At 43.5% G+C, this 23,968-nt stretch carries 28 protein-coding genes and 2 pseudogenes; 16 read left to right on the forward strand and 14 right to left on the reverse strand.

Going from position 1 to position 23,968, the window contains the following annotated elements; genetic code table 11:
• Window positions 1-70 precede the first annotated feature (70 nt).
• The 3 genes from QUA99_RS16045 (at window position 71) to QUA99_RS16055 (ending at window position 2,972) form a co-directional block, all read left to right on the forward strand.
• Window positions 71-547: a peptidoglycan-binding protein gene (locus QUA99_RS16045; protein WP_333238361.1), complete on the forward strand. Its 477-nt coding sequence runs from the start codon at window positions 71-73 to the stop codon at window positions 545-547.
• 98 nt (window positions 548-645) lie between these two features.
• Window positions 646-2,400, forward strand: coding sequence for a sulfatase-like hydrolase/transferase (locus QUA99_RS16050; RefSeq protein ID WP_333238359.1), 1,755 nt, complete (start codon window positions 646-648; stop codon window positions 2,398-2,400).
• Window positions 2,401-2,765: 365 nt separating this feature from the next.
• On the forward strand, window positions 2,766-2,972 hold the full coding sequence (locus tag QUA99_RS16055) for a hypothetical protein (RefSeq protein ID WP_333460377.1): 207 nt from the start codon (window positions 2,766-2,768) through the stop codon (window positions 2,970-2,972).
• A gap of 286 nt (window positions 2,973-3,258) precedes the next feature.
• Here QUA99_RS16055 and QUA99_RS16060 read toward each other — a convergent pair.
• Window positions 3,259-3,457, reverse strand: a pseudogene (locus QUA99_RS16060) (IS4-like element ISAva3 family transposase); the annotation flags it as partial.
• 503 nt (window positions 3,458-3,960) lie between these two features.
• The gene (locus QUA99_RS16065) at window positions 3,961-5,760 is read right to left on the reverse strand and encodes a metallophosphoesterase (protein WP_333238356.1); all 1,800 of its coding nucleotides are present in this window, start codon (window positions 5,758-5,760) and stop codon (window positions 3,961-3,963) included.
• A 564-nt stretch (window positions 5,761-6,324) separates the two neighbouring features.
• Here QUA99_RS16065 and QUA99_RS16070 point away from each other — a divergent pair.
• Together QUA99_RS16070 and QUA99_RS16075 are read left to right on the forward strand one after the other, a co-directional pair.
• Window positions 6,325-7,302: an acetamidase/formamidase family protein gene (locus tag QUA99_RS16070; RefSeq protein ID WP_333238354.1), complete on the forward strand. Its 978-nt coding sequence runs from the start codon at window positions 6,325-6,327 to the stop codon at window positions 7,300-7,302.
• 156 nt (window positions 7,303-7,458) lie between these two features.
• Window positions 7,459-7,743 carry a hypothetical protein gene (locus QUA99_RS16075; protein WP_333238352.1) on the forward strand — a complete coding sequence of 95 codons (285 nt, stop codon included), beginning with the start codon at window positions 7,459-7,461 and terminating at the stop codon, window positions 7,741-7,743.
• Window positions 7,744-7,993: 250 nt separating this feature from the next.
• Here QUA99_RS16075 and galT read toward each other — a convergent pair whose 3' ends face one another.
• A complete protein-coding gene (gene galT / locus QUA99_RS16080) occupies window positions 7,994-9,016 on the reverse strand; it encodes a galactose-1-phosphate uridylyltransferase (protein ID WP_333238350.1) in 1,023 nt (340 codons plus the stop codon).
• Between the two features lie 243 nt (window positions 9,017-9,259).
• Window positions 9,260-9,919, reverse strand: a complete 660-nt coding sequence (locus tag QUA99_RS16085) for a restriction endonuclease subunit R (protein ID WP_333238348.1) — start codon at window positions 9,917-9,919, stop codon at window positions 9,260-9,262.
• A gap of 117 nt (window positions 9,920-10,036) precedes the next feature.
• Here QUA99_RS16085 and QUA99_RS16090 point away from each other — a divergent pair, with 117 nt between their 5' ends.
• From QUA99_RS16090 to QUA99_RS16110, 5 genes are all read left to right on the forward strand, one after another.
• Entirely contained in the window at window positions 10,037-10,552 is a 516-nt protein-coding gene (locus QUA99_RS16090; RefSeq protein ID WP_445251014.1) for a DUF433 domain-containing protein, read from the forward strand.
• On the forward strand, window positions 10,530-10,892 hold the full coding sequence (locus tag QUA99_RS16095; protein ID WP_333238346.1) for a DUF5615 family PIN-like protein: 363 nt from the start codon (window positions 10,530-10,532) through the stop codon (window positions 10,890-10,892). The genes QUA99_RS16090 and QUA99_RS16095 overlap by 23 nt, the downstream gene beginning before the upstream one ends.
• Before the next feature lie 121 nt (window positions 10,893-11,013).
• On the forward strand, window positions 11,014-12,984 hold the full coding sequence (gene acs, locus QUA99_RS16100; protein WP_333238344.1) for an acetate--CoA ligase: 1,971 nt from the start codon (window positions 11,014-11,016) through the stop codon (window positions 12,982-12,984).
• Between the two features lie 310 nt (window positions 12,985-13,294).
• On the forward strand, window positions 13,295-13,501 hold the full coding sequence (locus tag QUA99_RS16105) for a hypothetical protein (RefSeq protein ID WP_333104262.1): 207 nt from the start codon (window positions 13,295-13,297) through the stop codon (window positions 13,499-13,501).
• Window positions 13,498-13,752, forward strand: coding sequence for a hypothetical protein (locus tag QUA99_RS16110; protein ID WP_333104263.1), 255 nt, complete (start codon window positions 13,498-13,500; stop codon window positions 13,750-13,752). The genes QUA99_RS16105 and QUA99_RS16110 overlap by 4 nt, the downstream gene beginning before the upstream one ends.
• A 106-nt stretch (window positions 13,753-13,858) precedes the next feature.
• Here the strand turns inward: QUA99_RS16110 and QUA99_RS16115 are convergent, their stop codons facing one another.
• The gene (locus QUA99_RS16115) at window positions 13,859-14,146 is read right to left on the reverse strand and encodes a hypothetical protein (RefSeq protein WP_333238342.1); all 288 of its coding nucleotides are present in this window, start codon (window positions 14,144-14,146) and stop codon (window positions 13,859-13,861) included.
• A gap of 73 nt (window positions 14,147-14,219) precedes the next feature.
• Entirely contained in the window at window positions 14,220-14,414 is a 195-nt protein-coding gene (locus QUA99_RS16120; protein WP_333238340.1) for a hypothetical protein, read from the reverse strand.
• Window positions 14,415-14,457: 43 nt separating this feature from the next.
• Here QUA99_RS16120 and QUA99_RS16125 point away from each other — a divergent pair, with 43 nt between their 5' ends.
• From QUA99_RS16125 to QUA99_RS16145, 5 genes are all read left to right on the forward strand, one after another.
• A complete protein-coding gene (locus tag QUA99_RS16125; RefSeq protein WP_333238338.1) occupies window positions 14,458-14,616 on the forward strand; it encodes a hypothetical protein in 159 nt (52 codons plus the stop codon).
• A gap of 35 nt (window positions 14,617-14,651) precedes the next feature.
• Window positions 14,652-15,065 carry a hypothetical protein gene (locus QUA99_RS16130; RefSeq protein ID WP_333238336.1) on the forward strand — a complete coding sequence of 138 codons (414 nt, stop codon included), beginning with the start codon at window positions 14,652-14,654 and terminating at the stop codon, window positions 15,063-15,065.
• Window positions 15,062-15,463, forward strand: coding sequence for a retropepsin-like aspartic protease (locus tag QUA99_RS16135; RefSeq protein WP_333238335.1), 402 nt, complete (start codon window positions 15,062-15,064; stop codon window positions 15,461-15,463). The genes QUA99_RS16130 and QUA99_RS16135 overlap by 4 nt, the downstream gene beginning before the upstream one ends.
• Before the next feature lie 101 nt (window positions 15,464-15,564).
• Window positions 15,565-16,206, forward strand: coding sequence for an ACP phosphodiesterase (locus QUA99_RS16140; protein ID WP_333238333.1), 642 nt, complete (start codon window positions 15,565-15,567; stop codon window positions 16,204-16,206).
• A 96-nt stretch (window positions 16,207-16,302) separates the two neighbouring features.
• The gene (locus QUA99_RS16145) at window positions 16,303-17,193 is read left to right on the forward strand and encodes a thermonuclease family protein (protein ID WP_333238331.1); all 891 of its coding nucleotides are present in this window, start codon (window positions 16,303-16,305) and stop codon (window positions 17,191-17,193) included.
• Between the two features lie 279 nt (window positions 17,194-17,472).
• On the opposite strand, the gene QUA99_RS16150 is transcribed toward QUA99_RS16145, so the two are convergent.
• The 3 genes from QUA99_RS16150 to QUA99_RS33145 form a co-directional block, all read right to left on the reverse strand.
• On the reverse strand, window positions 17,473-17,802 hold the full coding sequence (locus tag QUA99_RS16150) for a hypothetical protein (protein WP_333238329.1): 330 nt from the start codon (window positions 17,800-17,802) through the stop codon (window positions 17,473-17,475).
• A 531-nt stretch (window positions 17,803-18,333) separates the two neighbouring features.
• Entirely contained in the window at window positions 18,334-20,253 is a 1,920-nt protein-coding gene (locus QUA99_RS16155) for an iron uptake porin (RefSeq protein ID WP_333238327.1), read from the reverse strand.
• Window positions 20,254-20,409: 156 nt separating this feature from the next.
• Complete coding sequence (locus tag QUA99_RS33145; RefSeq protein ID WP_445251015.1) at window positions 20,410-20,547, reverse strand: ATP-binding protein; 138 nt, start codon at window positions 20,545-20,547, stop codon at window positions 20,410-20,412.
• A gap of 525 nt (window positions 20,548-21,072) precedes the next feature.
• Here QUA99_RS33145 and QUA99_RS16160 point away from each other — a divergent pair.
• A complete protein-coding gene (locus QUA99_RS16160) occupies window positions 21,073-21,855 on the forward strand; it encodes a class II glutamine amidotransferase (RefSeq protein WP_333238325.1) in 783 nt (260 codons plus the stop codon).
• Between the two features lie 37 nt (window positions 21,856-21,892).
• On the opposite strand, the pseudogene QUA99_RS16165 reads toward QUA99_RS16160, so the two are convergent.
• The 5 genes and pseudogenes from QUA99_RS16165 to QUA99_RS16185 all read right to left on the reverse strand — a co-directional run.
• A pseudogene (locus tag QUA99_RS16165) lies at window positions 21,893-21,982 on the reverse strand (element excision factor XisI family protein); the annotation flags it as partial.
• 370 nt (window positions 21,983-22,352) lie between these two features.
• Window positions 22,353-23,114, reverse strand: coding sequence for a hypothetical protein (locus QUA99_RS16170; protein WP_333238323.1), 762 nt, complete (start codon window positions 23,112-23,114; stop codon window positions 22,353-22,355).
• Between the two features lie 28 nt (window positions 23,115-23,142).
• Window positions 23,143-23,373 (reverse strand): type II toxin-antitoxin system RelN family antitoxin, encoded by a 231-nt coding sequence (locus QUA99_RS16175; protein ID WP_333238321.1) that lies wholly within the window; start codon window positions 23,371-23,373, stop codon window positions 23,143-23,145.
• Window positions 23,374-23,395: 22 nt separating this feature from the next.
• Complete coding sequence (locus QUA99_RS16180) at window positions 23,396-23,521, reverse strand: hypothetical protein (protein WP_333238319.1); 126 nt, start codon at window positions 23,519-23,521, stop codon at window positions 23,396-23,398.
• Window positions 23,522-23,631: 110 nt separating this feature from the next.
• A complete protein-coding gene (locus QUA99_RS16185) occupies window positions 23,632-23,823 on the reverse strand; it encodes a type II toxin-antitoxin system RelE/ParE family toxin (protein WP_333238317.1) in 192 nt (63 codons plus the stop codon).
• Window positions 23,824-23,968 lie beyond the last annotated feature (145 nt).

Here is a 23,968-nt window from a genome sequence, read left to right on the forward strand (position 1 = left end):
TTTTGCCTGCCTAGTTTTTCGATACTGGAATCATCAAAGAAAACACACATCGATTTCAAGAAATAAAACGATGAAAGCTTACAACACCTTAAGCAAAGGTAGCAACAATAGTGACGTTAAATACCTGCAAGAACAACTCAATTTTTTCTACCACAGCTCTATTAGTGTTGATGGCTACTTCGGCGATATTACTGAAGAATACGTCAAGAAATTTCAAGCCGATTGCTGCCTAAAAGTTGATGGCATAGTTGGGTCACCAACTTGGAGTTACCTCGACGCCATTGTCCCTTATTCCCAGAAGCAGCACTCCACCTTGAGCCAAAGCTCTAGCAACAATCCTTCGGAAGTGAAATATCTACAGGCGCGGCTCAATCAAGCCAAAAGACAAGGGAAATCAGGGACAACGACGATTGCTGTAGATGGCAACTTTGGCAATACAACCGCGACGCGAGTGAAACAATTTCAATCCGATTTCCATTTAAGTGCTGATGGCATTGTTGGCAATAATACCTGGACAATTCTAGAAGACGCGCTCTTAAAAAGCTAACACGGCTGACAAAGCAATTACTAATGCCTAGCCAGGGTAAAGTCTGATTAGACTTCACCGGACAAAATTCTTATGTTTTGTAAAATTAAATCAAGAAGATGAAAAGACGAACATTTCTATCCGCAACAGGTTTGACAGGAGCTGCCCTACTTGGCTCTCAGCTTCTGAATAAATCCGACACTCCGGCTATTGCACAAACATCGGGATATAATAAAAAGTCGGAATATAAAAAGCCCAATATCCTTGTGATTGTCGTAGACCAACTACGCACTCCCCAATGGTTTCCAGCACAAGCCACTCTCGACAAATATCTACCCGCGATCGCAAAATTGCGAAAGAGTTCAGTCAACTTCACGCGGTACTATACAGCAGCAACAGCCTGCACGGCGGCTCGCGGCACATTGGTGACAGGTTTATACTCCCACCAAACATTTGTGATGGATACGCATTTGAATGAGGGTGATGAGAGTAGTAGCATACTCTTTCCAGCGCCAGCGCCAAGTCTTAATCCTGGCTTTCCTACCTGGGGAAAACTGTTGCGAGACAACTTTGGTTACAGTACGTGGTGGTTCGGTAAATGGCATTTATCCACCGGAAATTCCCTGGAACCCTACGGATTTAGTGGAGGAACTTATCCTTCCCCCAATGGTAATCCCGGAGAAGGTTTAGAAGTAGACCCTTATATTGTCAAAGGCGGTACGCCTCCTCAAGGGATTCAAGCCACCGCACAGTTCGCCGAGTGGCTCAATTCCAACAATGCCAAAAATACTCCTTGGTGTACGACCATCAGCTTAATCAACCCCCATGACATTTCTTGGTACCCCCAAGGGACGAAGGAAATACCCGCAGAAAGCAACCCGCCAAGTGTCTTCAAAGATAGAATTCCCAACTTTGAAAACCCCATCGGGTTAGCGAAAAAGCCCCGCTTGCAAGAAGCATTCCGCCGAGCAACAAACTTAGGGGCTGGCTACTTACCGCCAAAATTCGGAGAACCCTGGCTGAAACTGTTGGATTCATACCTACTATTCCAACAATTTGTGGACGCTGAAATCGGGAAAGCACTTGATATGTTAGAAAAATCCCCATTTGCCCAAAATACGATCGTCGTGTTTACCTCAGACCACGGCGAGTATGGCGGTTCTCACGGGTTGCGCGGTAAAAGTGCTGGTGTTTATGAAGAATCAATTAACGTTCCTCTTTACATCAAAGACCCAACTAAACAGTGGGTTTCCACCCCAGGAACAGAACGGACACAACTTTGCTCTAGCGTAGATGTTGTTCCCTTGTTACTTACCCTCGCTAGTGGAGATAATAGATGGCGTACCCAACGGACCTTCTCGCATTTAAAGACACGCTTGGATATTGCCCAAATCATGCGCCAACCAAATGCGTCCGGTCGCCCTTACATTCTTCATACGACAGATGAACTGATCTTAGATTTGTTGGGCGCTTTGCTACTCGCCGGCGATGCTCCAAATCATGTGATTGGATATCGCACAGACAAAGCGAAACTAGGAGCTTATAACTTCTGGCGTTCTGGCACCATCGATATTCAAACCAAAGGTATGGAAGCAGAACTTTACAACTACAGTACAGCTAGAGGAAAGCAGGAATTAGATAACGTCAGGAACTCTGAAGTTAGATTGTACTCTCAACTGGTGAGCCATCTCTTTAACGACGCTATTCCCAATGAATTGCGTAAACCTCTACCTACACCCGAACTGCAAGCCGTGCAACAACAAGCCTTAAAAGACTATTTGTCCTTCGCCGACCAGACAACCCGGACAAAAAGCAGGCTGGATAAAACAGATGAACAACTTCTGGCGTTAAATGCTGCAATTGCTAATTTGTAGCTTCGCGCCACATAGAGCGAAAAATTTTGGGGAACCTGAAATCGGCGGTGCGGTATAAAAACCCCATGCCTGATTCCGAAGCCACTGTTAAACCCTATCAATTTTGGCTTTAAGCACTGATGGAATTGTTAGGAATAATACCTAGTCAGTTCTAGAAGAAGCAGTCCGGAAAAGTTAATAAGGCTGACTTAGCAATTCCTAATTTAAGCCAGGTGAAGTCTGGTTAGACTTCACCTTTTTTTTGATGAAGCAGGGAAGGAGGAAGACTAATGGATAAGATAACTCTTGTGTCCAGCCTAATTATGTTTGGTACAGCGGGATTAATTGCGTGCGTTGTCTATCATGGACTTTGTTGGTGGCGACGAATGCGTTGTTTGGAACAACAACTGCTAACACAGCAACAGTTAATAGAGCTGCTTGAGGCAGAAATTCACAATGGTGCCTTACAAAGGCTGGCGTTCTTAATCAGAGAGCTTCAGATTCATGAGTTGTCCCAACAAGAGTTACTCCAACATTTACGCTCTGTTTATCAAGATGTTCAGGCTGCTCTTTCTGCTGACAAATCCCACTAATTTAAGATACCTTTAACAGCCATTCTCTGTTGAATTGCGTAGATTGGCTCATAGACATTCGGTGTAAGGATTCAGGTCAGAGGGTATTGACAAGTGTGACATTCTCGGCGGAATATTACAATTATGCAAAAAAACCTCCCTCTTGAACTAGACCGTGAAATCCTGATACAGTTGGCTCCGGAACAACTGGTGGAAATCATTGTCTTTCAGGCGAGCGTCACAATTAAACTAAACTCCCGAATTTTATAGCTAGAACAAGAAATAGGAAAACTCAAGGCGAGTAGAGGGAAAATGTTGAAATATCAACCTCAAATCCTGTAGGGTTTATTCGTTTAAACAAATCGCGCTTGACGAGTTAAGCTATTATCCAGGACATAAGCTAACCAACACTCGACAAAAAGGCGGATCTTCAAAACTGGATAATCATTTTTTGCTAGCCCTTTGAGGATATTTTTGACAATCTTGGGAAAGTGATTTACAATCATTATTAATAGATAGTTTTTCATCTTTAGCCCAATTTTAACAGATTTTGGGCAATTTTTATCACTTATTTATTCACTTTCAACACTTCGGGGTGGCTCGATGATTTGTGGTAAAATCAACCAAGGGCTTATAGCCCCAATATCCCGTACAACTGCCTAATAAAATTATTGTTAGTATCAGCCATAAATGATGTCTGATTCCTCTCGGTTGTCGAGGCTCGGGAACAGATTTAATTGCTTCAATTAAATTCATTGTTGATGCACTCCATGACTTGATAGTCTTACAAGTTCCAAATACCCGATCGCCTCTTCTATGATACCTTTATCCTGTGACAATTAATCTACCTTGCCTAACCCTCCTTAACAAGGGGGGACTGGAGTCTTCAAAGTCCCCCTTCTTAAGGGGGATTCAGGGGGATCGAGACTTGGATATAAACGAGAGAAATAGAGGGTTTTAGTCTTAAGTTGAGACGCTTTGAACACTGCCCTGTCCCTACTCAATCAATTTATGAAATTTTCAACTTAAACTCGTCAAACTTCACCACTTCCGATTCGGGTTTCCGCGTATCAAAATAGTAGCTGCTAACCGTACCCTCCCCCGTATCAAAAATAGTAAAAGCCGTAATATCATTGCTATCAATATACGGCAGCGGCCGCCCGTCTTCTCCCAACAAAGGCGCAACAGTCGGCACCACAGGTTCCAATCCGTTCGGGTCTCCAATAGCGCTGTAATCTTCCCGATATCCCGGCGGCACAAATCGGCGCTTTTCCCCCGCAAAAGCACCGTAACTGTTGCCCACATTAGAAGTTTCCAAAAAGTGCATTCCGCTGGAACTTACAAACCGATTCCACAAGTGCGAATGTCCGTAAAATACCAACTGCACCCCCGCTGTTTCTAGTAGCGGCACTACATCCCGAATCAGATAATCTTGCTGTTTCGGATACTCGTAACGCACCATTTTAATCTCGCCATCAAGAGCGCGATCGACTATTTGCACTGGATCGGTATAAGCAGGTACAATATTGTCACCCAGAGAATGCGGCGGGTGGTGAAACATCACAATTTTATATTTTGCCTGCTGGAATTGGGAACTGTTTAACTCTTGTTGCAGCCAAGTATATTGAGCGCTGCCCTTGACAATCGGCTCAAAAATATGCTGTCCGCAGCCCCATTTTTCGGCATTATTAAAATCTTCGTCCCGTTCGCGATACCTGCCTCTGGCACCCGGATCTAAATTCGGAGTCCGCCAGATATTCGTAACATACAAAGTTACTAACCGCACGTCCCCAAAAGTCACAGCATAGTATTTTTTTTTGCCCCCTGGTAAATTGAAAATTTCGTCATAGGTATCGCTATTAAAAGTATTGTTTTTCAGCCAGGTTTCGCGCACTGAAGGGTCATTATTGGGATTCAAAGATGCAGCACGTTGAGCGTATATTTTCTCGGCAGCGGCGCGGGGAAAAGGATCGTTAAATTGGTCACCGAGTGTGCTGTTGGTTGCAAAGCGACCCATAATTTCGTGATTGCCAATGGCGGGAAATAAAGGCGCGTGTTGGATCAGTTCGCCGCCGCTGTAAACGGTTTTGATGCCGTTTTTGTCCAGTTCGGAAAAGGCGCGACCTTGCATAGCGGGAAAGAAGGCGCGACCGCGATTTTCGTCAAACCATTCAGAAGCGCGATCGGGTATATTAATTAAATCTCCTGCCATAAAAACCGCGTCAACTCTCCCAATTGTTTCGGCTACTTTCTGGAGATTGGCTGCTGTCATAGGCATCAATTGATGGTCGGAAGTGAGGAGGATTTTAAGCGCAATTCCTGCTGCTGGTGTCGGAGAAAGAGTGAAAACTTTGCTGCTGACAGATGCGCCGTCTTTCCTTTCGCTGGTGACTCGATAAGGAATGGGAACACCGGGCATTAAATTGGGGACTTCTGCTTCATGGCGCCAGATGTCGCGGACAATTGGATTGCTATCAATTATGCTTTGTTTCATTTCATCGGAGATGCGCGAGTCTTTGTCTTCGCGAGTGCGGCTTAGCTTCGTAGTATTTGCCGTCACAACTTGATTCAAATTTTCGCCGTAGGCAACAGTGTTGCGAGTACCGGCAAACTCTGTGAACCAGACAACTCGCACCGAGTTGGCTGTTGGGAGTTGCAGAAACGGATCGGTTAAAAGCTGAGGTTTGTTAAGGTAAGATTGCATCATGAAACCTAGCAAAAGGACAATCAAAATCAAAACAGCAAAAAACCAGGGATTGCGAGAATAACCTTGAGAAATTTCTACTTTATTGGGCAAAGGCGTTAACATAAGTCATTAGTCAATCGATTTTAGATTTTAGATTTTAGATTTTAGATTTTAGAGGCGAGCCCACGGATAAATTCGGGGGTTCCTTTATCGGATACAGGTTTTTTATTTCTCCAGGGATGAATCCGGGGGCTTGTATCCTGGATGCTTTCGGTCATTAGTTGTAGGGGTGGTTTCACCAGCAAAACAGAACTCCCCCACCAAATACATATAAACCAGCCCCGCCAACTTTAAATTTTAAACTACCAACGTTATCAAAAAGTTAAAAAATTAGTAAAATATCTCACATCTAACAAACTTCAACCATTTTTTCACATCTTCCGGTCTCTCAATTCTCTTTCTCTGCGCCCTCTGCGCCCTCTGCGGTTCATTTAAAAAAAATTATCAAAAATGATTGAGACTTGTGATATAACATTCTTAACACCCTTCCTTCAATCTAAAATCTAAAATCTAAAATCTAAAATCTAAAATCTAAAATCTAAAGTCTAAAATGATTTAGGATTGCGATATAACATTCTTAACACCCTTCCTTCAATCTAAAATCTAAAATCTAAAATCTAAAATCCCATGACCCGCCACCTTCTCAAAGCTAACTGCAACACCGTACACTTAGGCGGTTTCTCTCCGAATATCGAACCTGCTTTAAGGGTGGATTCGGGCGATCGCATCGATATCGAAACCTATTCAGGATATTATGTTGCTGACAAGGCCCCGCCCGAATTTCTCACCCCCGAATTGTTAGATATTTGTCAGAATTTGCCTCCCAACCGCAAAGTTGGCCCCGGGCCCCACTTGCTGACAGGCCCAATTTATGTTAATGATGCCGAACCTGGAGACGTTTTAGAAATTCACATTGAGGATGTTTACCCGAGTTTACCAGTAGGATTTAATGCAATTCGCGCTGGATGGGGTTCTTTGCCTGAGCATTTCTCCGAACCTAAATTGCGGTTTATGCCGCTAGATTTAGAGCAAAAAATTGCAGAATTTCCCTCAGGTAGCGGCATTCGGATTCCCCTGCATCCTTTTTTTGGCATTATCGGCGTTGCCAATTCAGAAATCAACCGTTCTTCTATTCCTCCACAGCGCTACGGCGGCAATATGGACAATCAGGAACTCCAACCAGGAACGCGGTTATTTTTACCTGTTTTTCTGCGCGGCGGTTTACTGTCCATCGGCGACGGGCATTCGGCACAAGGAGACGGTGAAGTTGACGGTACTGCCATTGAAACTTCGATGAACGGCACTATTAAAATTATTTTACGGAAGGATTTATTGCTGGATTTTCCTTTTGCGGAAACGCCTGCTGATATTATGGTTATGGGGTTCGGGCGGACGTTAGATGAGGCTTTTGAGTTGGCACTAAAACAAATGATTTATTGGCTGCAAACTTTTGGGGGTTTGAAAGAGGAAGATGCTTATGTTTTGTGTTCGATAGCTGCCAATTTTCGGATTACGCAGGTGGTCAACAAGCCTCAAAAAGGAGTTCACGGGATGCTGCCCAAGTGTATTTTGCCGGAGGTGAAAATAATGGGTCATCGAGTTTGATCTGTTATAATAACACGGAAGTGATAAAAATATCACGATCGCGATCGCACAAATTACACGAATTTGTCACAGCAGTGGTCGATCGCGATCGCTATCCTGTTGAAAATTAAGCTTAAGATTGGATCGGTTGCACATTTTATCTAAATCGAACTCAACATGAAAAACCAGACTGACGATGTGGCAAAAAAAGATTTAGTCGATCGGGCTTTTGCGAGTGCAGCAATACCAGATCCGACAGCGTGGGTGCAGGAACATTATTTTCTGGCTAATTTCGCCGATACTCTCGCCCACCTCCAAGAACATTTGTCTGATGACAGTTGCGAAATCAACGAGAATGGCGACTCTGGGGAGGGGATATTATCGATCGACGCTAAAATTAGAGATATGTTGAGAGCTACTTTTAGCGACGACTGCTGGCAGTATGTCGAAAGTTTATTGTGAGTTGGGTAAAATTCATCAGTCTTTAGTCTTTGTATGTTCATAGCTTGAGCTCGTAAATGATACGATTTTCAAAAAAAGAATGCAACTGTAAGCTGCGATCTAAACTATTAGGTCATCCCTCATTCCCAATTTTCTAATCTCAAATATCAAATTTCAAATAATATCAGTTTCTTTCCCCAACACAGACTCGCAACTCAAAATGCCTGCGTGCATTTCCACTACAATTTGAGGTATTGTGATGCAGGAGACTTTATATCGGCGGGAAATGACTTTCGCTAGGAAATTCGATCGATCGCAAAAACGCCGCACTTTCTTCGGGCAAAGCAGTATTGATAAACATCCCGCTGCCCAGCTCAAATCCAGCTTGCTTGGTGACTCTGGGAATAATTGCGATATACCAGTGAAAGTATTTTGTTCCCCCTTCGGCGATCGGCACAGATCGAATAGTATAGTTGTAATCAGGATTGTTCAATCCGTAATAAAGCTTAGCCAGTACAGTTTTCAAAGTATCAGCAAGATCCGTAATTTCCCCATCAGTAAGGTCATCAAATGAAGAGGAATGTCGGCGCGGAAAAATCCAAGTGTGAAACGGTGAAAGTGCAGCGTAAGGGATAAAAGCCACAAAATGTTCACTCTCACAAATCACTCTTTCTACCGCAGCTAATTCGTCTTCCAAAGTCCGGCAAAACAGACATTCTCCCGTGTCGTCAAAATATCTAATAGCTTCGTCGATGCGGCTGCGAAATTGGCTGGGTACAACTGGCGTCGCTGCTATCTGCGAGTGGGGATGTTCGAGAGAAGTTCCGGCAGTTTCCCCGTGATTTTTGAAGATAATAATTGTTTCAATGTAGGGATTTTTTCTAATTTCTACATAGCGCTGGCGGTATACTAAAAGTATGTTGGCAACTTCTTCTATGCTCAACAAAGCTGTCGTCAAATCGTGTCGCGGGTGTTCTACAATTACTTCGTGAATGCCGATTCCCGCCATCGTGCGGTGAATTCCCGATGATATCCTCATCCATTCTGCTGTCGGGGAGAGTGCGGGATATTTGTTGTAAATTGCCCTGACTTTCCAGGCAGTACGATCGCCCAAACGGCAAGTTTCTAAGGTTCCGTCTTCCTCATTTCCCACGCAAAACGGGCAATCGATACGGTGCGGTGGCACTGCTGCTGCCAACTTTTTTTTGTTAGCAAATTGATCCGGTCTTGTCGCCCGTTCGGTGGCGATGATTACCCACTCTCTGGTAATTAAATTTTGTCTCAGTTCAGACACTTTCTTAGGTTCAGTTTCAGGGTCTCTCCGTTTCTAATTCTAGAGAACGACTTGTATTTTGTCACTCAGAAAAGCAAATTTATAACAAATCTTAATTTATCATTAAAGCGGCAGTTTATATACAGAAGTTAACAACATTTGGAGCCCGCGAGAAAGGGCGATTAGCGACTAAAGGTGTTTCCCCCGATGTTACAAAATATTTGTCTAGGCCTTATGGGTAAGCACAGATTTTAACCTGAGAGATTAAGCCAACTGCAACTGCACATTCTGCAACTTGCAAATAGCTTTCAAGACTTGCGCCAACAAGAGCGATCGCTCTCGGTCAATCAAATTCAATTCCGGTAAAATCTGATAAATACAAGGATTTCCCCGCGTCAGATACACAAACTGATAGTTACGTCCATTCGTGGTCAATCCCCAAACCGACGATTGCTGCTGCAAACTTTTATAAGTATAAGTCAGCAATTGCGGCAAACCGACCCAAGGATCGATCGCACTATTTTTCGCCTCGACTACCAAAATCCAAAACTGTGCCGCCGCTATCTCTGCATCCGGCTGATTTACGGCTAAAACATCCAAGCGCCCTTTAATTAAAGTATCCCCATCCTCAACCTCGATCGGGATGCTATCTTCCATTGTCAGCACGATCGGAATATCAAAAAATCCTGCTAATCTCATTAACGGTGAAAGTACTAAAAATTTAACGAGTTCTTCTGAAACTTTTCCGGCGGATAAGTAGCGTCGAAAGTCAGTTCTAATTTTTAATATTTCCTGCTGTTCTAATTCTGACAGCGGTTCCAGAGAGAAAAAATCGGTGAAGGCATCTCCTTCTCGCTCTTCCAATTTGAGAAGGCGGCGAACGTCGTTTAGAGAAAGTTGACTTGCTTCTAAATTTTGGGTCATGGCTTTAGTGCGATCGGCTGTTAATGTCAGTTATAAAATAAATTATAAAAGCATTACCATCCGATTTGTTATGATATAATCATACCAGATATCGCTCCTGTAAATCGGGTAGATTGTATGAAAGCAATTAAAGTGATGGCAACGATCGACGACCGAGGACAATTGTGCGTTGGGGAACCGCTCAAGTTATATCGCAACAGCCGAGCCGAAGTCATTGTGCTGGTTCCGGAAGTAACAGAAATTAATAAAGAGAAGCAATCTCATGAAGCCAACAACCAAACCACGCAACTAGAAGACTACTTCAACTTCCTGAGACCTGACGATATTCGGATCAAAGGTTCCCGTATTGGCATCGAAACCATTCTTTATGAGTACCTGTTTCGCGCTCGAACTCCCGAAGAAATTGCCAACATTTATACCTCCCTCACCCTCGAACAGGTTTATGCGACAATTTTGTACTACCTGCACAACAAAGAAGCAGTCGGTCAGTACATAACCGAGTGGCTGGAATGGGGAGAAAAAATGCGAGAAGAACAAACTCGTAATCCTCCTCCAGTTACAGAAAAACTTCGCAAATTTAAAGCAGAAAGAGAGGCAAGGAGCAAAGCTGATGCCAATCCAGTATCTCTTTGATGAAAATGTCGATCCTGCGTATGTCAACCAAATTCGCAGGCGGAATCCCGATCTGGTTGTTCTAGCAGTGGGAGAACTAACAGCACCTTCCAAAGGCACTCTCGATCCAGAAATTCTTATTTGGTGCGAAATAAACCACTTCATTCTTGTTACCAACAACCGCCGCTCTATGCCAGTTCATTTAACAGAGCATTTAGAGCAAAATGGTCATGTTCCAGGAATCTTTATCCTGAATTCCAAGCTGAGTATCGGTCAAAATATTGAACTACTGCTTCTGATTTATGAAGCATCATTTGATAATGAGTACCAAGATAGAATTTACAATTTACCAGTGCTATAACTTCTCATGCAGCTCCAACCTTGACCAAATTCCCCAAAGTCTTAAGGAAAATAAACATACTTTTGTCCCAACTTATGCACACAATAGCTAAAAAGAGTAACTGAACTAAAAACTAACAGCAATGTCACAAGATACGATCGAATCAATTCTGCATGAAAAACGGCTATTTCAGCCGCCCGCTGAATTCTCCCAAAAAGCTCACATCAAAAGCCTAGAAGAGTACCAAGCCCTCTACGACAAAGCCAAAGCTGACCCCCAAGCATTCTGGGCAGAACTCGCAGCCCAAGAATTAGACTGGTTCCAAAACTGGGATACCGTGCTCGACTGGCAACCGCCTTTTGCTAAATGGTTTGTCAACGGCAAAATTAACATTTCTTACAATTGTCTCGATCGCCACTTAACCACTTGGCGCAAAAATAAAGCCGCCCTGATTTGGGAAGGCGAACCCGGAGACTCCCGCACCCTCACCTACGCCCAACTCCACCGCGAAGTCTGCCAAATGGCGAATGTGATTAAGGAATTGGGAGTCCAAAAAGGCGATCGCGTCGGCATTTATATGCCGATGATTCCCGAAGCTGCGATCGCCATGCTAGCCTGCGCCAGAATCGGTGCAGTACACAGCGTTGTTTTTGGCGGTTTTAGTGCAGAAGCATTGCGCGATCGACTCAACGACGGCCAAGCAAAACTCGTCATCACCGCTGATGGTGGCTTCCGCAAAGATACAGCAGTCGGCCTCAAAACACAAGTAGACAAAGCACTAGCAAATAATGCCGTACCCAGCGTTACCAACGTTCTGGTAGTTCAGCGCACCAAGCAGCAAATTGACATGGAACCTGGGCGCGATGTTTGGTGGCATGAATTGCAAAAAACTGCCTCGGCAAATTGTCCGGCGGAACTGATGGATAGCGAAGATATGCTATTCATTCTTTACACTTCTGGAAGTACCGGAAAACCCAAAGGAGTCGTCCATACAACGGGCGGTTATAACCTTTATACCCACATGACAACCAAGTGGATATTCGACCTCCAAGATACCGATGTTTACTGGTGTACTGCTGATGTCGGCTGGATTACCGGACACAGTTACATAGTCTACGGACCGCTGTCCAACGGTGCGACAACTTTAATGTATGAAGGTGCTCCTCGCCCTTCAAATCCCGGCTGTTTTTGGGATGTAATTGAAAAATACGGCGTCACAGTTTTCTATACTGCACCCACCGCAATTCGCACCTTTATGAAAATGGGCGAACAATTGCCAAATGCCAGAGATTTGTCATCTTTACGATTGTTAGGAACCGTCGGCGAACCGATCAATCCCGAAGCTTGGATGTGGTATCAGCGCGTAATTGGCAACTCGAATTGCCCGATCGTCGATACTTGGTGGCAAACAGAAACCGGGGGAATTATGATTACCGCTTTGCCCGGTGCAATTCCTACAAAACCCGGTTCTGCAACCCTACCGTTCCCCGGAATTGTAGCTGATGTTGTTGACCAAGATGGCGAACCAGTAACTAACGAAAGCGGCGGCTATTTAGTGGTAAAACATCCTTGGCCGGGAATGATGCGGACGCTTTACAACGATCCCGATCGCTTCCGCCGCACTTATTGGGAATATTTGCACCCGAAAGATGGCGAATTTGTGTACTTTGCAGGGGACGGCGCGCACAAGGACAAAGACGGTTATTTCTGGGTAATGGGCCGCGTTGACGATGTAATTAATGTGGCCGGACACCGACTCGGCACGATGGAAGTCGAGTCAGCTTTGGTATCGCATCCAGCGGTGGCGGAAGCTGCGGTTGTTGGTAAACCGGATGAGATTAAGGGTGAGGAAATTGTGGCTTTTGTCACGCTGGACAACTCGCAGCAACCTAGCGATGAATTGGCTAAGGAATTGAAGCAGCACGTTGTTAAGGAAATTGGGGCGATCGCCCGTCCGGGAGAAATTCGATTTACCGATGCTTTGCCGAAGACTCGCAGCGGCAAAATTATGCGGCGTTTGCTGCGTTCTTTAGCTGCGGGACAAGAGGTTTCTGGGGATACTTCGACTTTGGAAGACCGGACGGTTTTGGATAAGTTGCGCGGCGGTTCGTAGGGGTATTTTTTAACCGCCGATGAACGCAGATGAACGCAGATATAATTACATTAGCGTTCATCTGTGATTTAATTGTTCGGTATAATTGAAATCGGGTGCATCCCAGTTTTGTAAGGGAGCTCGCATTCCGGCGGATAATTTATTAGTTATAAGCAGAGACTTACTGCCGGAATGCGAGCTCCCCTACGAATATATTTGCAAAAATGAGATGCACACTTGAAATATTGAAATCTTGCACAATAGCCAGAAAACGGGTTTCTTTGGGTTTATTGACAATGATGCAATATTTACGGCAATGTAGAGTGTAGGAATGTTAGAAAACCCTGAAAATAAAGTTTGGCTTGATGCAGACACAATCGTTGCTACTAGCGATCGGCAAGCTGCTATTCGTCGCTGCCGTGAGTTGGCAGAGTATAATGAATTAAGAGGCGAGGGGCGCTGCACTTTCTGCGGTGTCATTCTCAATAAGAGTGGTAAGTCATACCGCTGTATTTTTGAACGGGAGATAGAGGAATGAGTCAGATGTGGACTGAAGAGCAAATCAGACAAATAATCCCAGATATTGATTCACAGTTAGACGACAGCGATATTCCAACGGTGATTATTAAGGGTGAAGGTAGCAGTATTTTTCTCCAGTTTGAGAACCGTCGCGAGATTGAATTTTTGATTGCCCAATTATCTAACCTACTTATTCATCACGAGGAATTAGATATGGGAGTTACTGTTAAGGGGTATGTGACAACATTTGGTGAGTATAGCTCTCAATAGGCTGCAACACTACTTCTGAAAGAAATTTGTGATGCGATCGCCCGCATACTACAGTTAGGCGATCGCTCTTGTGTTATCCAAGATTCACGGTTATAGCAAAAACAGCTTATTTACCGCGCCACAAATGAACGGCATCGGGATTAATTTGCGACCTTACTTGCAGCCAATCTTCTAGCAAGTAGTCATCATCTACTGCTTCAGAATGCTGTTCGTCTTTGAGAATTGCCAACACGTGAACTCCTGACGGATAGTTGACATGACGGATTTCTGGGTCATCTCCTAAGTCTTGAATTTTTGCTAAAATGCGATCCACAGCACCGGCAACAGTCAAATCGACGGCCAGAATAATTTGACCGAGTTTAGCACCAGGTTTTACACACTCTAGAACAGCCATTATTCTTTCTCCTTGTAGTTGCAACGGTATACTTGAGGGCGATTTTCGACTTTTCGGGGTTGAGTTACAGATTCTAATTCAACCCGGTAGCGGCTCGTTTTTGGCACTCCTGTTTCGCTTGCTTGGGGTTATCCGCTAAAATCGGCTCATCCCAACGTTCTGGTTCTTTTTCTGGATCTTGAATCATAATTAAATTACTCGTTTGTTGGACGTTCAACTTCGGGGAAGTCGTCTTGGCATGGTGCAGCAACATTCTGCCAAGGCGCATTTATCTGCTATAATTGTACTGCATTTTTCAGTATAATTGCAGTATGAGTAAAAATGTTAAAGTTCTAACCATCCGACTGCCTGAAGTAGAAATGCTTCGGCTAGAAGCTTATTGCGCGAACAGCGGTAGAACAAAAACCGATGTGATTCGCGAACAGATTAGGAATTTAAAAGTTGAAGATAAGTCGCTTCCCCCAGATTGATAACCTTGGTTCATTAACATTCTTTGAGACGCGCCATGTTCCCAGAAACCGTACATTTGCAAATTCCTTTTCAAGTTTTAGTAGATGCGATCGCCTCCCTCCAACTCGAAGAAAAACGCCGACTTTGGCAACTCTTAAATGAAGAAATTACTCAAGCAGAAACCAACCAGCCCTCTCAAGTTCTGATTCAAAATAACAACGGATCGGATTACCAACCCACAGGGGAAATCTTGACTGCGGCAGAAATACGCAATCGCTATCCCCGCGAGTGGGTGCTAATTGCTGATACTGAATCCGACGATTTATGGAATGTGATTCGCGGTGAAGTCTTAGCTCATTCACCGGAGCGAGAAGAAATAGACCGAGCTTTGACAAAATTTAAAGATATTCGGTCAATTTCTATAGAATACACTGGCCCTATTCCTGATGAATATTCGGTGCTGTCGTGACTTCACAAAAACTTTATAGGTGCTCGCGTTACGGAAATTTACTCGTCTTAAAAGCTGCTGCCTCTAGCACAAGTAATACTGTCAGACAATTCAGATTATTAGTTGATACAGGCTCAACTTATACCGTCTTGCGGGTAAATATATTAGAAGCTCTTGGTTGCGATATCCAAAATCCTCTACTTAGAATTAGGACATCAGCAGGTGGTGGTATTGTGGAAGCACCAGTAGTAGCTGTGCCTTGGTTTAATTGCTTGGGCGAGCGTTTAGAAAATTTTCCTATAGTTGCCTACACGTTACCTGCGACCACTTTTGTAGACGGTCTGCTAGGGATGGATTTTCTTGCTCCTATGCAAGCTGTTATCTATGCTAAAGAGGGAGAGATTCGCATTCGTTTATGACTTATCTAGAACTTCTATATTTTGATGGCGGAAAGTGATATTGGGGAAGCTATTAGAGCGTTCCGTCGAGAGATGTAGCCGATCGCAAGCAATATTTTAGCGTGAGTGGAGCGATCGCCTGCATACTACAGTTAGACGATCGCTCTTTTGTTATCAAAGATTCAATGAATTATTTGGCTCATCTATTCTTATCAGAAGGGACGCCAGAATCCCTGATTGGCAACCTCTTAGGAGATTTTGTCAAAGGTTCTGCCGTCAACCTTTATCCCGAAGAAATTAGAAAGGGCATCGATTTGCACCGCAAAGTAGATAGCTACACGGACTCTCACGCCACAGTGCGATCGAGTAAAAGCCTTGTTTGCGCCCATAGACGCAGGTTTGCGGGAGTTTTGATTGACGTGTTTTACGACCACTTCTTGGCTAAAAATTGGCTGGAATATTCAGAAATTCCGCTTCCGGATTTTTCTCGCCATGTCTATCAAGTCCTGCAAGACAATCGCGATATATTGCCTGAATCTCTCCAGCGCCTGCTGCCAACAATAATTGCCCGCGACTTGCTTTCATCTTATCAGGAAATTGCCGAAATCGGCATCACTCTTACAAGAATGTCTGCCCGAATTAAGCGGACAAATAACTTAGCAAGCGGCATAGAAGATTTGACAGCTAACTATCAGCGCTTAGAATCGGATTTTCGAGATTTTTTTCCCGATTTGATAAAATACGCGACTGTTAGCAAATATTAATACAAACAACAAAAATTACAGTTGCTATTAATAGCGAACTCGTGTATAGTTATACCCATATGTGCCTCAAATCTCAAGTGCAACAGGGCTCAAAATATGGCCACCAGAATTCCGAACCTGCAAGTAACTAAAGTAGTTGATGGTGACAGCATCAAAATTTCTCTCAACGGCAAAACCGAGTCTCTGCGCCTAATTTGCGTCGATACAGAAGAAAGTCATTCGGGAGGCTCCAAACCTGTAACTGCGGCGGGGAAAGCAGCTTCGGAAATGGCTAAAAAATACTTTGCGACCGCTGGCGGTGGACTTGCTAAAATTGACATAGAATTTGATACAGATGATTCGGTTGAAGTAGCTCTAGAAAAACACCGCGATAACTACGGGCGTCTCCTATGTTACGTACATAAAGATGGAGAAAATTACAATCTTAAACTGATTGAAGAAGGCTGGAGTCCCTACTTTGTCAAATACGGGCGATCCCGATTGTATCACCGCCAAATGACTGAGGGTGAAGCTGTAGCAAAAGCCTACAATTTGATGATTTGGAATCCGATTACCAATGCTAAAAATACCTCTCGCAATTATGCTAATTTACTGCCTTGGTGGTCGATGCGAGGCTCTATTGTTGAAGAGTTTCGGTTGGCAGAAGCAACCGCAGGAACACTTTCTGTGAGGTTGCACTACCCGAAAATCTTAGCTGCTTCTGAGAGAGATAAATCTATTACTATTTTCTGCGATTTGCAAGCTGGGATTAATAAATGGATCGGCGGAAGTGCTCTGATTTATGCTGGATCGGTTTATCATAAATTAGATTTGTGGATACCGGATGCTAAAACCGATGAAATGGCTCCATTGAAGCGGCTAATCGAGAAGCGTTATGCGGGTCTGGGACGCGGATATGTGTATGTCAGTGGTAAGGTAGAACAATACAAAGGGAAGCCTCAAATAGTTTTGAAGGATATCAAACAACTTTCAGACTTTCCCCGATAATATTTTAACTAGAGTTAATTTTATCAATCGTTTTTACTACATCTAATTTTCTTAGGAATGAGAATTAAATAAAATCCACTTTTCCTGTTTGTTGTGGGATGGGCGTCCCGCCCGTCCCCGATAGACGGGCGGGACGCCCATCCCACAAGAAAAAAGGGAAATTATTTAATTGACGATCCTTAGGAAGTACGATCGCGCAAATAAATAGAGGATGATGCTAGGAAGCGATCGCCCTCTCTTCAGCTATGATATTCTATTTATCCAGAGGTGTAGGAAAATTTATTGTTGCATTGAAGGAGTAGTGAAAAATCTACATCCTAAGGGATTTGTGCGTGCAGATTGATTTTGAGGAGTGGTTATAGGAGGACTAGAGTCAGAAGGTGTGCTATTCAATTTTGAGACGGTAAAAGATTTAGAATTGTTAGGAGTTTTGCCGATGTTGCTAACAGAACTGTTAGTAACATCGGGTGACTCGGTACTTGTGATATCCTGTGTTTCAGTTACATCGATCGGCGATTTTACCGTCGTTTGTGACTGACAGGGATAGGCAGTCATAGCAGAAATTACAGCAAAGCTCAGACACCAAAAATAGCCCGTGGATTTAATCATATTTATCTAAACCTAAACTTTAAAGAAGTATTACTACTGCTTATTAATAATAGATTAAGTGAGAAAAAATTATATTTCAAGCGTGTTAATGCGTATTTTTTTAAACTTAATAATTACGTATTTGTATGGAGGTAAAAAATATCCAAACGGAGAAATTACTATTAAGTGTAAAGTTTCAGTAAAGATAGCGGGTTTTTACTGAGAAAAAATATTAGGACATCCCGCTGGGGTTTGAATTACTGTCGGCTGACCGAAAAGGACTTTTCTCGCTTAACAGGCAGGATGCCTGTTCCACAAAATAAAATTTTCTTGTGGGCGGTTCCTCCGGAGGGGGTTGACCAAAATTGTTTGCAATTGGCGATTCGATCCAGTAATATCGTTTCCGGCTGCACTCGAATGATACAGAGGACACGGCACTGCCGTGTCCCTACAATTGATCGTGGTAGGGACACGGCACTGCCGTGTCCTCCGTTTATATCATTCCGATGAAGAGCGGAATTGATATCAACCCGCCGTCACAGCATTACACTCTTAAAAAGAAAATGAAGTTCTCAATACACCAACTGAGATCGGGTCGCTATCGGGAGTGTGACCGGGTTGAAAAATCAAGATCAATCCAGGGGTGACGCTGATATTATCATTCACCTGCCAGCGGTAGAATACCTCTACATGAGTAGTCGTTCCGGGTTGCCCGCCCGATCGCCCTAAACCCGTATCTAAAAAATCAGGAACGTTATTGCCTGTAGGTAAATTGCTGCTGACAATTTTAGGCGGTTGCCCGATATAAATTCCTCCTAAATTTCCTGATTTAAACAAATCGGGGAAATTGACAAAAACCATATAATTTGTAGTTGCTACCGTACCAGATTTACCCGGAATGCGAGAATTAGTATAACCAGCCCAACCTCCCAAAGAAACTCGCGATGAAATGCGCCAGTTTAAAGTTGCTCCAACTGCATTTGTTTCCAGAGGTTCGGACTTATTTGTGCTAGGATTGATAGCAGTCAATTGGCGATCGCCTGCCAAACTAATCAAATTACCATCCGGCGAATAATCGTTAACATAATAGACAGTAACATCAACTGGATCGGCTGGTGTCAGAGTTAGTTGTAGACCCAATGTATTGTGTCCTTTAGACCCGTTAGAACTAACAAAGAATCCGGGAATGTTAGTAGAATAAACTGCTTGCAAACTGGCTCGATTCGCAAATTGCCAGTCAATGCCGATGCCGCCTAAACCTAAACCAGTGTTCAAAATAGGGTTTCTTTGGGCGAAGGCAGAAAGGGGGCCGGAAGCTGCACTTTCGGCCCGATTCGGCCCTCGAAAAGCTGTAATCATGTTAACTCCTGCTGTCCCTGCAAACACTGCCAATTTGTCACCGACCAGAAAGCGGTAGTTGAGGTCGCTGATAGTAAATCCAGGAGTTTCGCCTAAATTATAAGCAACGTTTACGTCTTCGGTTAATTGTGGTGAATTGCTTCCGTTCTGGTTGTAAAAACCGATTAATAAGTTACTGCGGGGACTAAATTGAGTGGTTAAATATAATTGAGTGAAGTTGATCGAGTTGACATTTGTACCGGGGTCTTTGGTATCCCTTTTGCCGTCTCTGGGAGCGCGATCTGCACGGTTGGGAGTGCGCCCTTGTATTCCAAAAACGGTGAATCCTGATAGCTTAGTTGTTGTTGAAAATTGATTGGCTTCTAGTTCGGTAGCTCGCGCTTCTAGGAGGTCGGTTTGACCTCGCAGCGTGGCAATTTCTGCGGCAAATTCTTCTTGCAATTTTTGCATTTTTATCAAATCATTTCTGTTGACTTGATTTTCGGTTTCTTTGGCGGTGTACTCCCGGATTTTATCTAAACAAGCATTGATTCCGGCTGCAAATTCATAGCGGGTGACGGCCCGGTTTCCGCGATAGGTTCCGTCGGGGTATCCAGCTATGCAGCCGTATCTTTCTACTAAGGATTGCAGTGCTTGAAATGCCCAGTCTGTCGGCTGTACGTCGCTGAGTTGGGAAACTGATGTAACTTGTTCTATTGAGTTGTCAGCAGGGTAAATTAATGGGGAATTTTCTAATTTATTTTCTTCAACTAACGGAGGTATTTCTGCGGGCTGCGTTTCGCTGGCTTCGGATATGTGAGTTTCTATCTCACTCGCTATAGGTAGGGGCGGCTCCGATGTAGGGTTTACCGGTGAAGTTACATCTACATTGTGAGAATTTCCGACTGATTGTCGATCGGGATTACGATCGAAATTATCCGGTAGATTATTTGTCGGTGCGGGTAATTGATACCATTCATTAACTGGATATTCGGAATTTGCACTATTTGCTGTAGTTTCAGGATCTGTCGTTTCTGCTAAGGCTGAAATGCTGAATAATGCCTGCAATCCGAATCCTACGATTAAGCTGCTCAGGATTTTCCCAATTTGTCGATCGCACTTATGATTTTTCATTTTTATTATAGTTTGTGAGATAGGGTGAAAAAAGTGAGAAAAAGGGCGATTCCCTACGGGATAGCTACCCTTCACGCACTATTCTAGATGAAGGGCGATCGTAAATTCCGTTTCTTCTCCCAAAACTGACGAACCAGTCAAACTGCCACCCTCGGTTTATTCAACTATGTGACGGCTGATTGACAATCCGGTTCCCGTTCCTTTCCCAACAGCTTTTGTAGTGAATGAAAAGTCAAAAATGTCCGATATTATTTCATCATACATTCCTGTCCCATGGTCTTTGATTGTAATCAAAATATTGTGCTGTCGCTCGGATAATTAAGCCGTAATATTAATGATGTTGGGTGCGGATGCAATCGATGCCAAAATACACCATTGCTTAGCTTTTTATAAAGCATCAAGCGCCTTTTGCAGTAAGATTCATAAACACCTGATTCAGTTCCAAGAGCATTTAAGCAAACTAATCTTTCCATAATTTTTGATGACTTGAATTGCTTGCTGGTTATTATGGGCCTTCAAACGGTGCTGCAAAATCATCAAAGTGCTATCAATGCCTTCCCGGAGATCGGCTAACACTTTATACTCGCTGTTTGCACGGTAAACAGTGCAGAGCAAGTTATCGGTTAAAATCGTTCAGGAAACACAAGCGATTTTTTTAGCAATCGCCAACTTTTTAACTTCAGTATCATTACGGTTGACAAAGCAAAAATATTAAGAGTCTTTAACTTATTTAACCAGTTAATACTATAATATTATCACCGCAAATCTGTAGCTGCCAATAGCGGCGCAATCAATCCACACTCCAGAGACTTAAAAGCTATGTGCCAATTACTGGGAATGAACTGCAATGTTCCGACAGATATTTGCTTTTCTTTTGAGGGTTTTTCTGCAAGAGGCGGCAAAACGGACGTTCATCAAGACGGTTGGGGAATTGCTTTTTTTGAAGGTTTGGGATGTCGCCTTTTTATAGACTCTAAACCTGCGATTGCTTCTCCGGTTGCTGAAGTAGTGCGTCGCTATCCCATTCATTCAACTAATGTCATTGCTCACATCCGCAAAGCTACCCAAGGCGAAATTGCTCTGGAAAACTGCCACCCTTTTATTCGGGAACTTTGGGGGCGTTATTGGGTGTTTGCTCACAACGGAAATCTGGAAAGTTTTCATCCTGAAAGTGCAGGATTTTACAAACCAGTTGGTCAGACTGACAGCGAAAATGCATTCTGTTTGATATTAGAAAAGCTGCGATCCACTTTTCCTCAAAGCAAGCCTGTTTTAGCGGAAATTTACGCGGTACTGGAGGAAATTACTAAAACTTTGGCACAACACGGAGTTTTCAATTATTTACTTTCTGATGGAGAACATTTGTTTGTGCATTGTTCTACAAATCTGCATTATATTGTGCGACAAGCACCTTTTGCTAGCGCGCACTCGATCGACGAAGATGTAACTGTCGATTTCCGGGAACTGACAAAGGAGGACGATCGCGTGGCTGTTATTGCCACTTTTCCGCTGACTGATAACGAAGTTTGGACGCAAATTAAACCTGGAGAATTGCTAGTTTTTCAGGATGGTTGCCCGGTCAATTTTTGGTCGCTGGAGTGAAGTTGAATAAGCGTTATGAAGCGGCTGCAAAATCCTTCTATTGGCGCATCCTGGGATCGTGAATTGCCAACACAATATCTTTCTTGGGAACCCCTGCACGCACCAAATCTGTTGCAATTCCATCTTCTGTCCAGTCTTCCTAGATCCAGAATTTGCGATCGCGAATCCGAACTTTGACAGTAAATCGATTTTAGATTTAAGAATTGGAGAATTAATGACTGTTTTGTTCGTCGGTAATCAAGAATGTCTCGATGTCTGGTTGAGGATGGCGGTACAATTATAGATACTCGGTTAAAATATGCTCTATTACTTTGGGATACTCAGTTAGTCGATCCATTGCACTATTTCCTCTACTATCGATCGACCTTTTTCCCTATCGCACTGCGCGAATTGCGATCGCATCAAATCCCTGATTCAGTAAAAGCTAGGTTCAAATCATCAATCAACCCCAATTGTTGGGCCCACTCTGTTAAGTAACCCCGATCCAAATTCTCAGATTAGACTTTCAGAATTCCCAAAACATCATTCCATTGTTTTTGAGACTGAGACTGTTGCCGCCAGAGCAGTTTTGACAACACAATATCTTCAGGAGAAGCAACCCAAAATTGTTCTACACCAGCTTCGTCAAGCGCTTCTAATCGTCGTCTTGCCATTTTTGAGCGATCGAATTCAGTATTAGAATTCAGCACAATATCAGCGTTCAATACTAAAGTCATGTGAGTGACGCTCAACACCATCCCTCTACCCTCTTGAATATCTTTTACCGAACCCGGAGGGCAGTAAAAACCAGCCGTTTCTAGTGCTTCAACTAATTGAAAAATATTGTCCCGGAGCAATTCAATTACTAAATCTAAATCGCGTGTTGTTCTCGGGTCGCCATAGACCGAAGCGGCAACGCCTCCTGTAATATAATAAGAGACACCTAATGTTTCAAAAATTGGGTGCAGCAGTCTAGCAATTTCGCTGGGGTCTTGCGTCCACATAGAGGGCTCACTGGTGGGGGTTAAAATTGGCAACCACTTGCTACCTAATATCGATCGAGCAAATCGCTCTTTGTAGGTTGAGAGACAAGCTTTTTTCATCCCGCGCAAGCTAACAGTTTTTGCCCAACGATTTAATTTTGCCCCCATTTGCCACCGTTGGGAATTGGTGAGTTGCCGCAGTAGGTAAAAATCAATTGCATCAGCTTCAGGAGTTTTATCATCCGACTGGGGACGGTATCCAGGTTTGATGGATATTTTCGGTATGGGTTGAATCATTTTGCTTGTTGATTTCCCTAATTCTCTATCAATTCCACAGTTGGGACAAGGGGAGAGTTTGTCCGGTAATTGCCTCATGGAAGCCTTGCTGAAGCCCTTCGAGGACAGTTTCAGTGGGGTCATCATCCGGATCGATGTCAGTGTCTTCCGGTACTAAAACAATAATCCGAACGTGGCTGTGGCTTACAATAGCAAGGGGTCGATCGATACAAAGCATCCCTCGACCGTCAATGTTTCCGGTGGTTTCAATCGCTTTCATAATATAAGAAACTCGATACAGTTCACTCAGAGAATAAATCTTCTAAATCTCGGTAGCCGCTAACAACCCGCAGAACTTCAATTCCTGCTTCAATCGGACTGTAGAAAATGAGGTAATCGTCGATCGGGAAACTCCGTACATTTTCCATTAAGGATCGCGAATTAAATAACTTACAATTTTAATTGTTATGGTGGGATGGGCGTCCCGCCCGTCCAAAAAGGGCGGGCGGGACGCCCACCCCACTTTCAAGAGTGTAAGTTATTTAATTCTCATTCCTAACTCATTGCGATTCCGTCCCATACTCGGAAACTTTGAGAGAGTTTGACACTTATCGTTAATTCTGTCCAGAAAGCTTTCTGCTGCATCAAAACCGCTGCGATCGGCAATATAGTCCATAATGCTTTCTATGTCCCGACTTGCCGGAACTGTAAATCTACAAATCCGATTCATATATCTGCTTGGGTGCGACGTTTTTGCAGCTTTAAGCGCAAACTCCGAAACATATCTTCAGCATCAATTAAGTAGTTAGACAGAATTAATTACACAAATATATGGTAGAATGATATTCCCGGCAAAATTATGAGTTAATTAGAAT

It is taken from the genome of Microcoleus sp. F10-B2 (assembly GCF_036704965.1).
In the GTDB taxonomy this organism is placed as follows: Bacteria; Cyanobacteriota; Cyanobacteriia; order Cyanobacteriales; family Microcoleaceae; genus Microcoleus.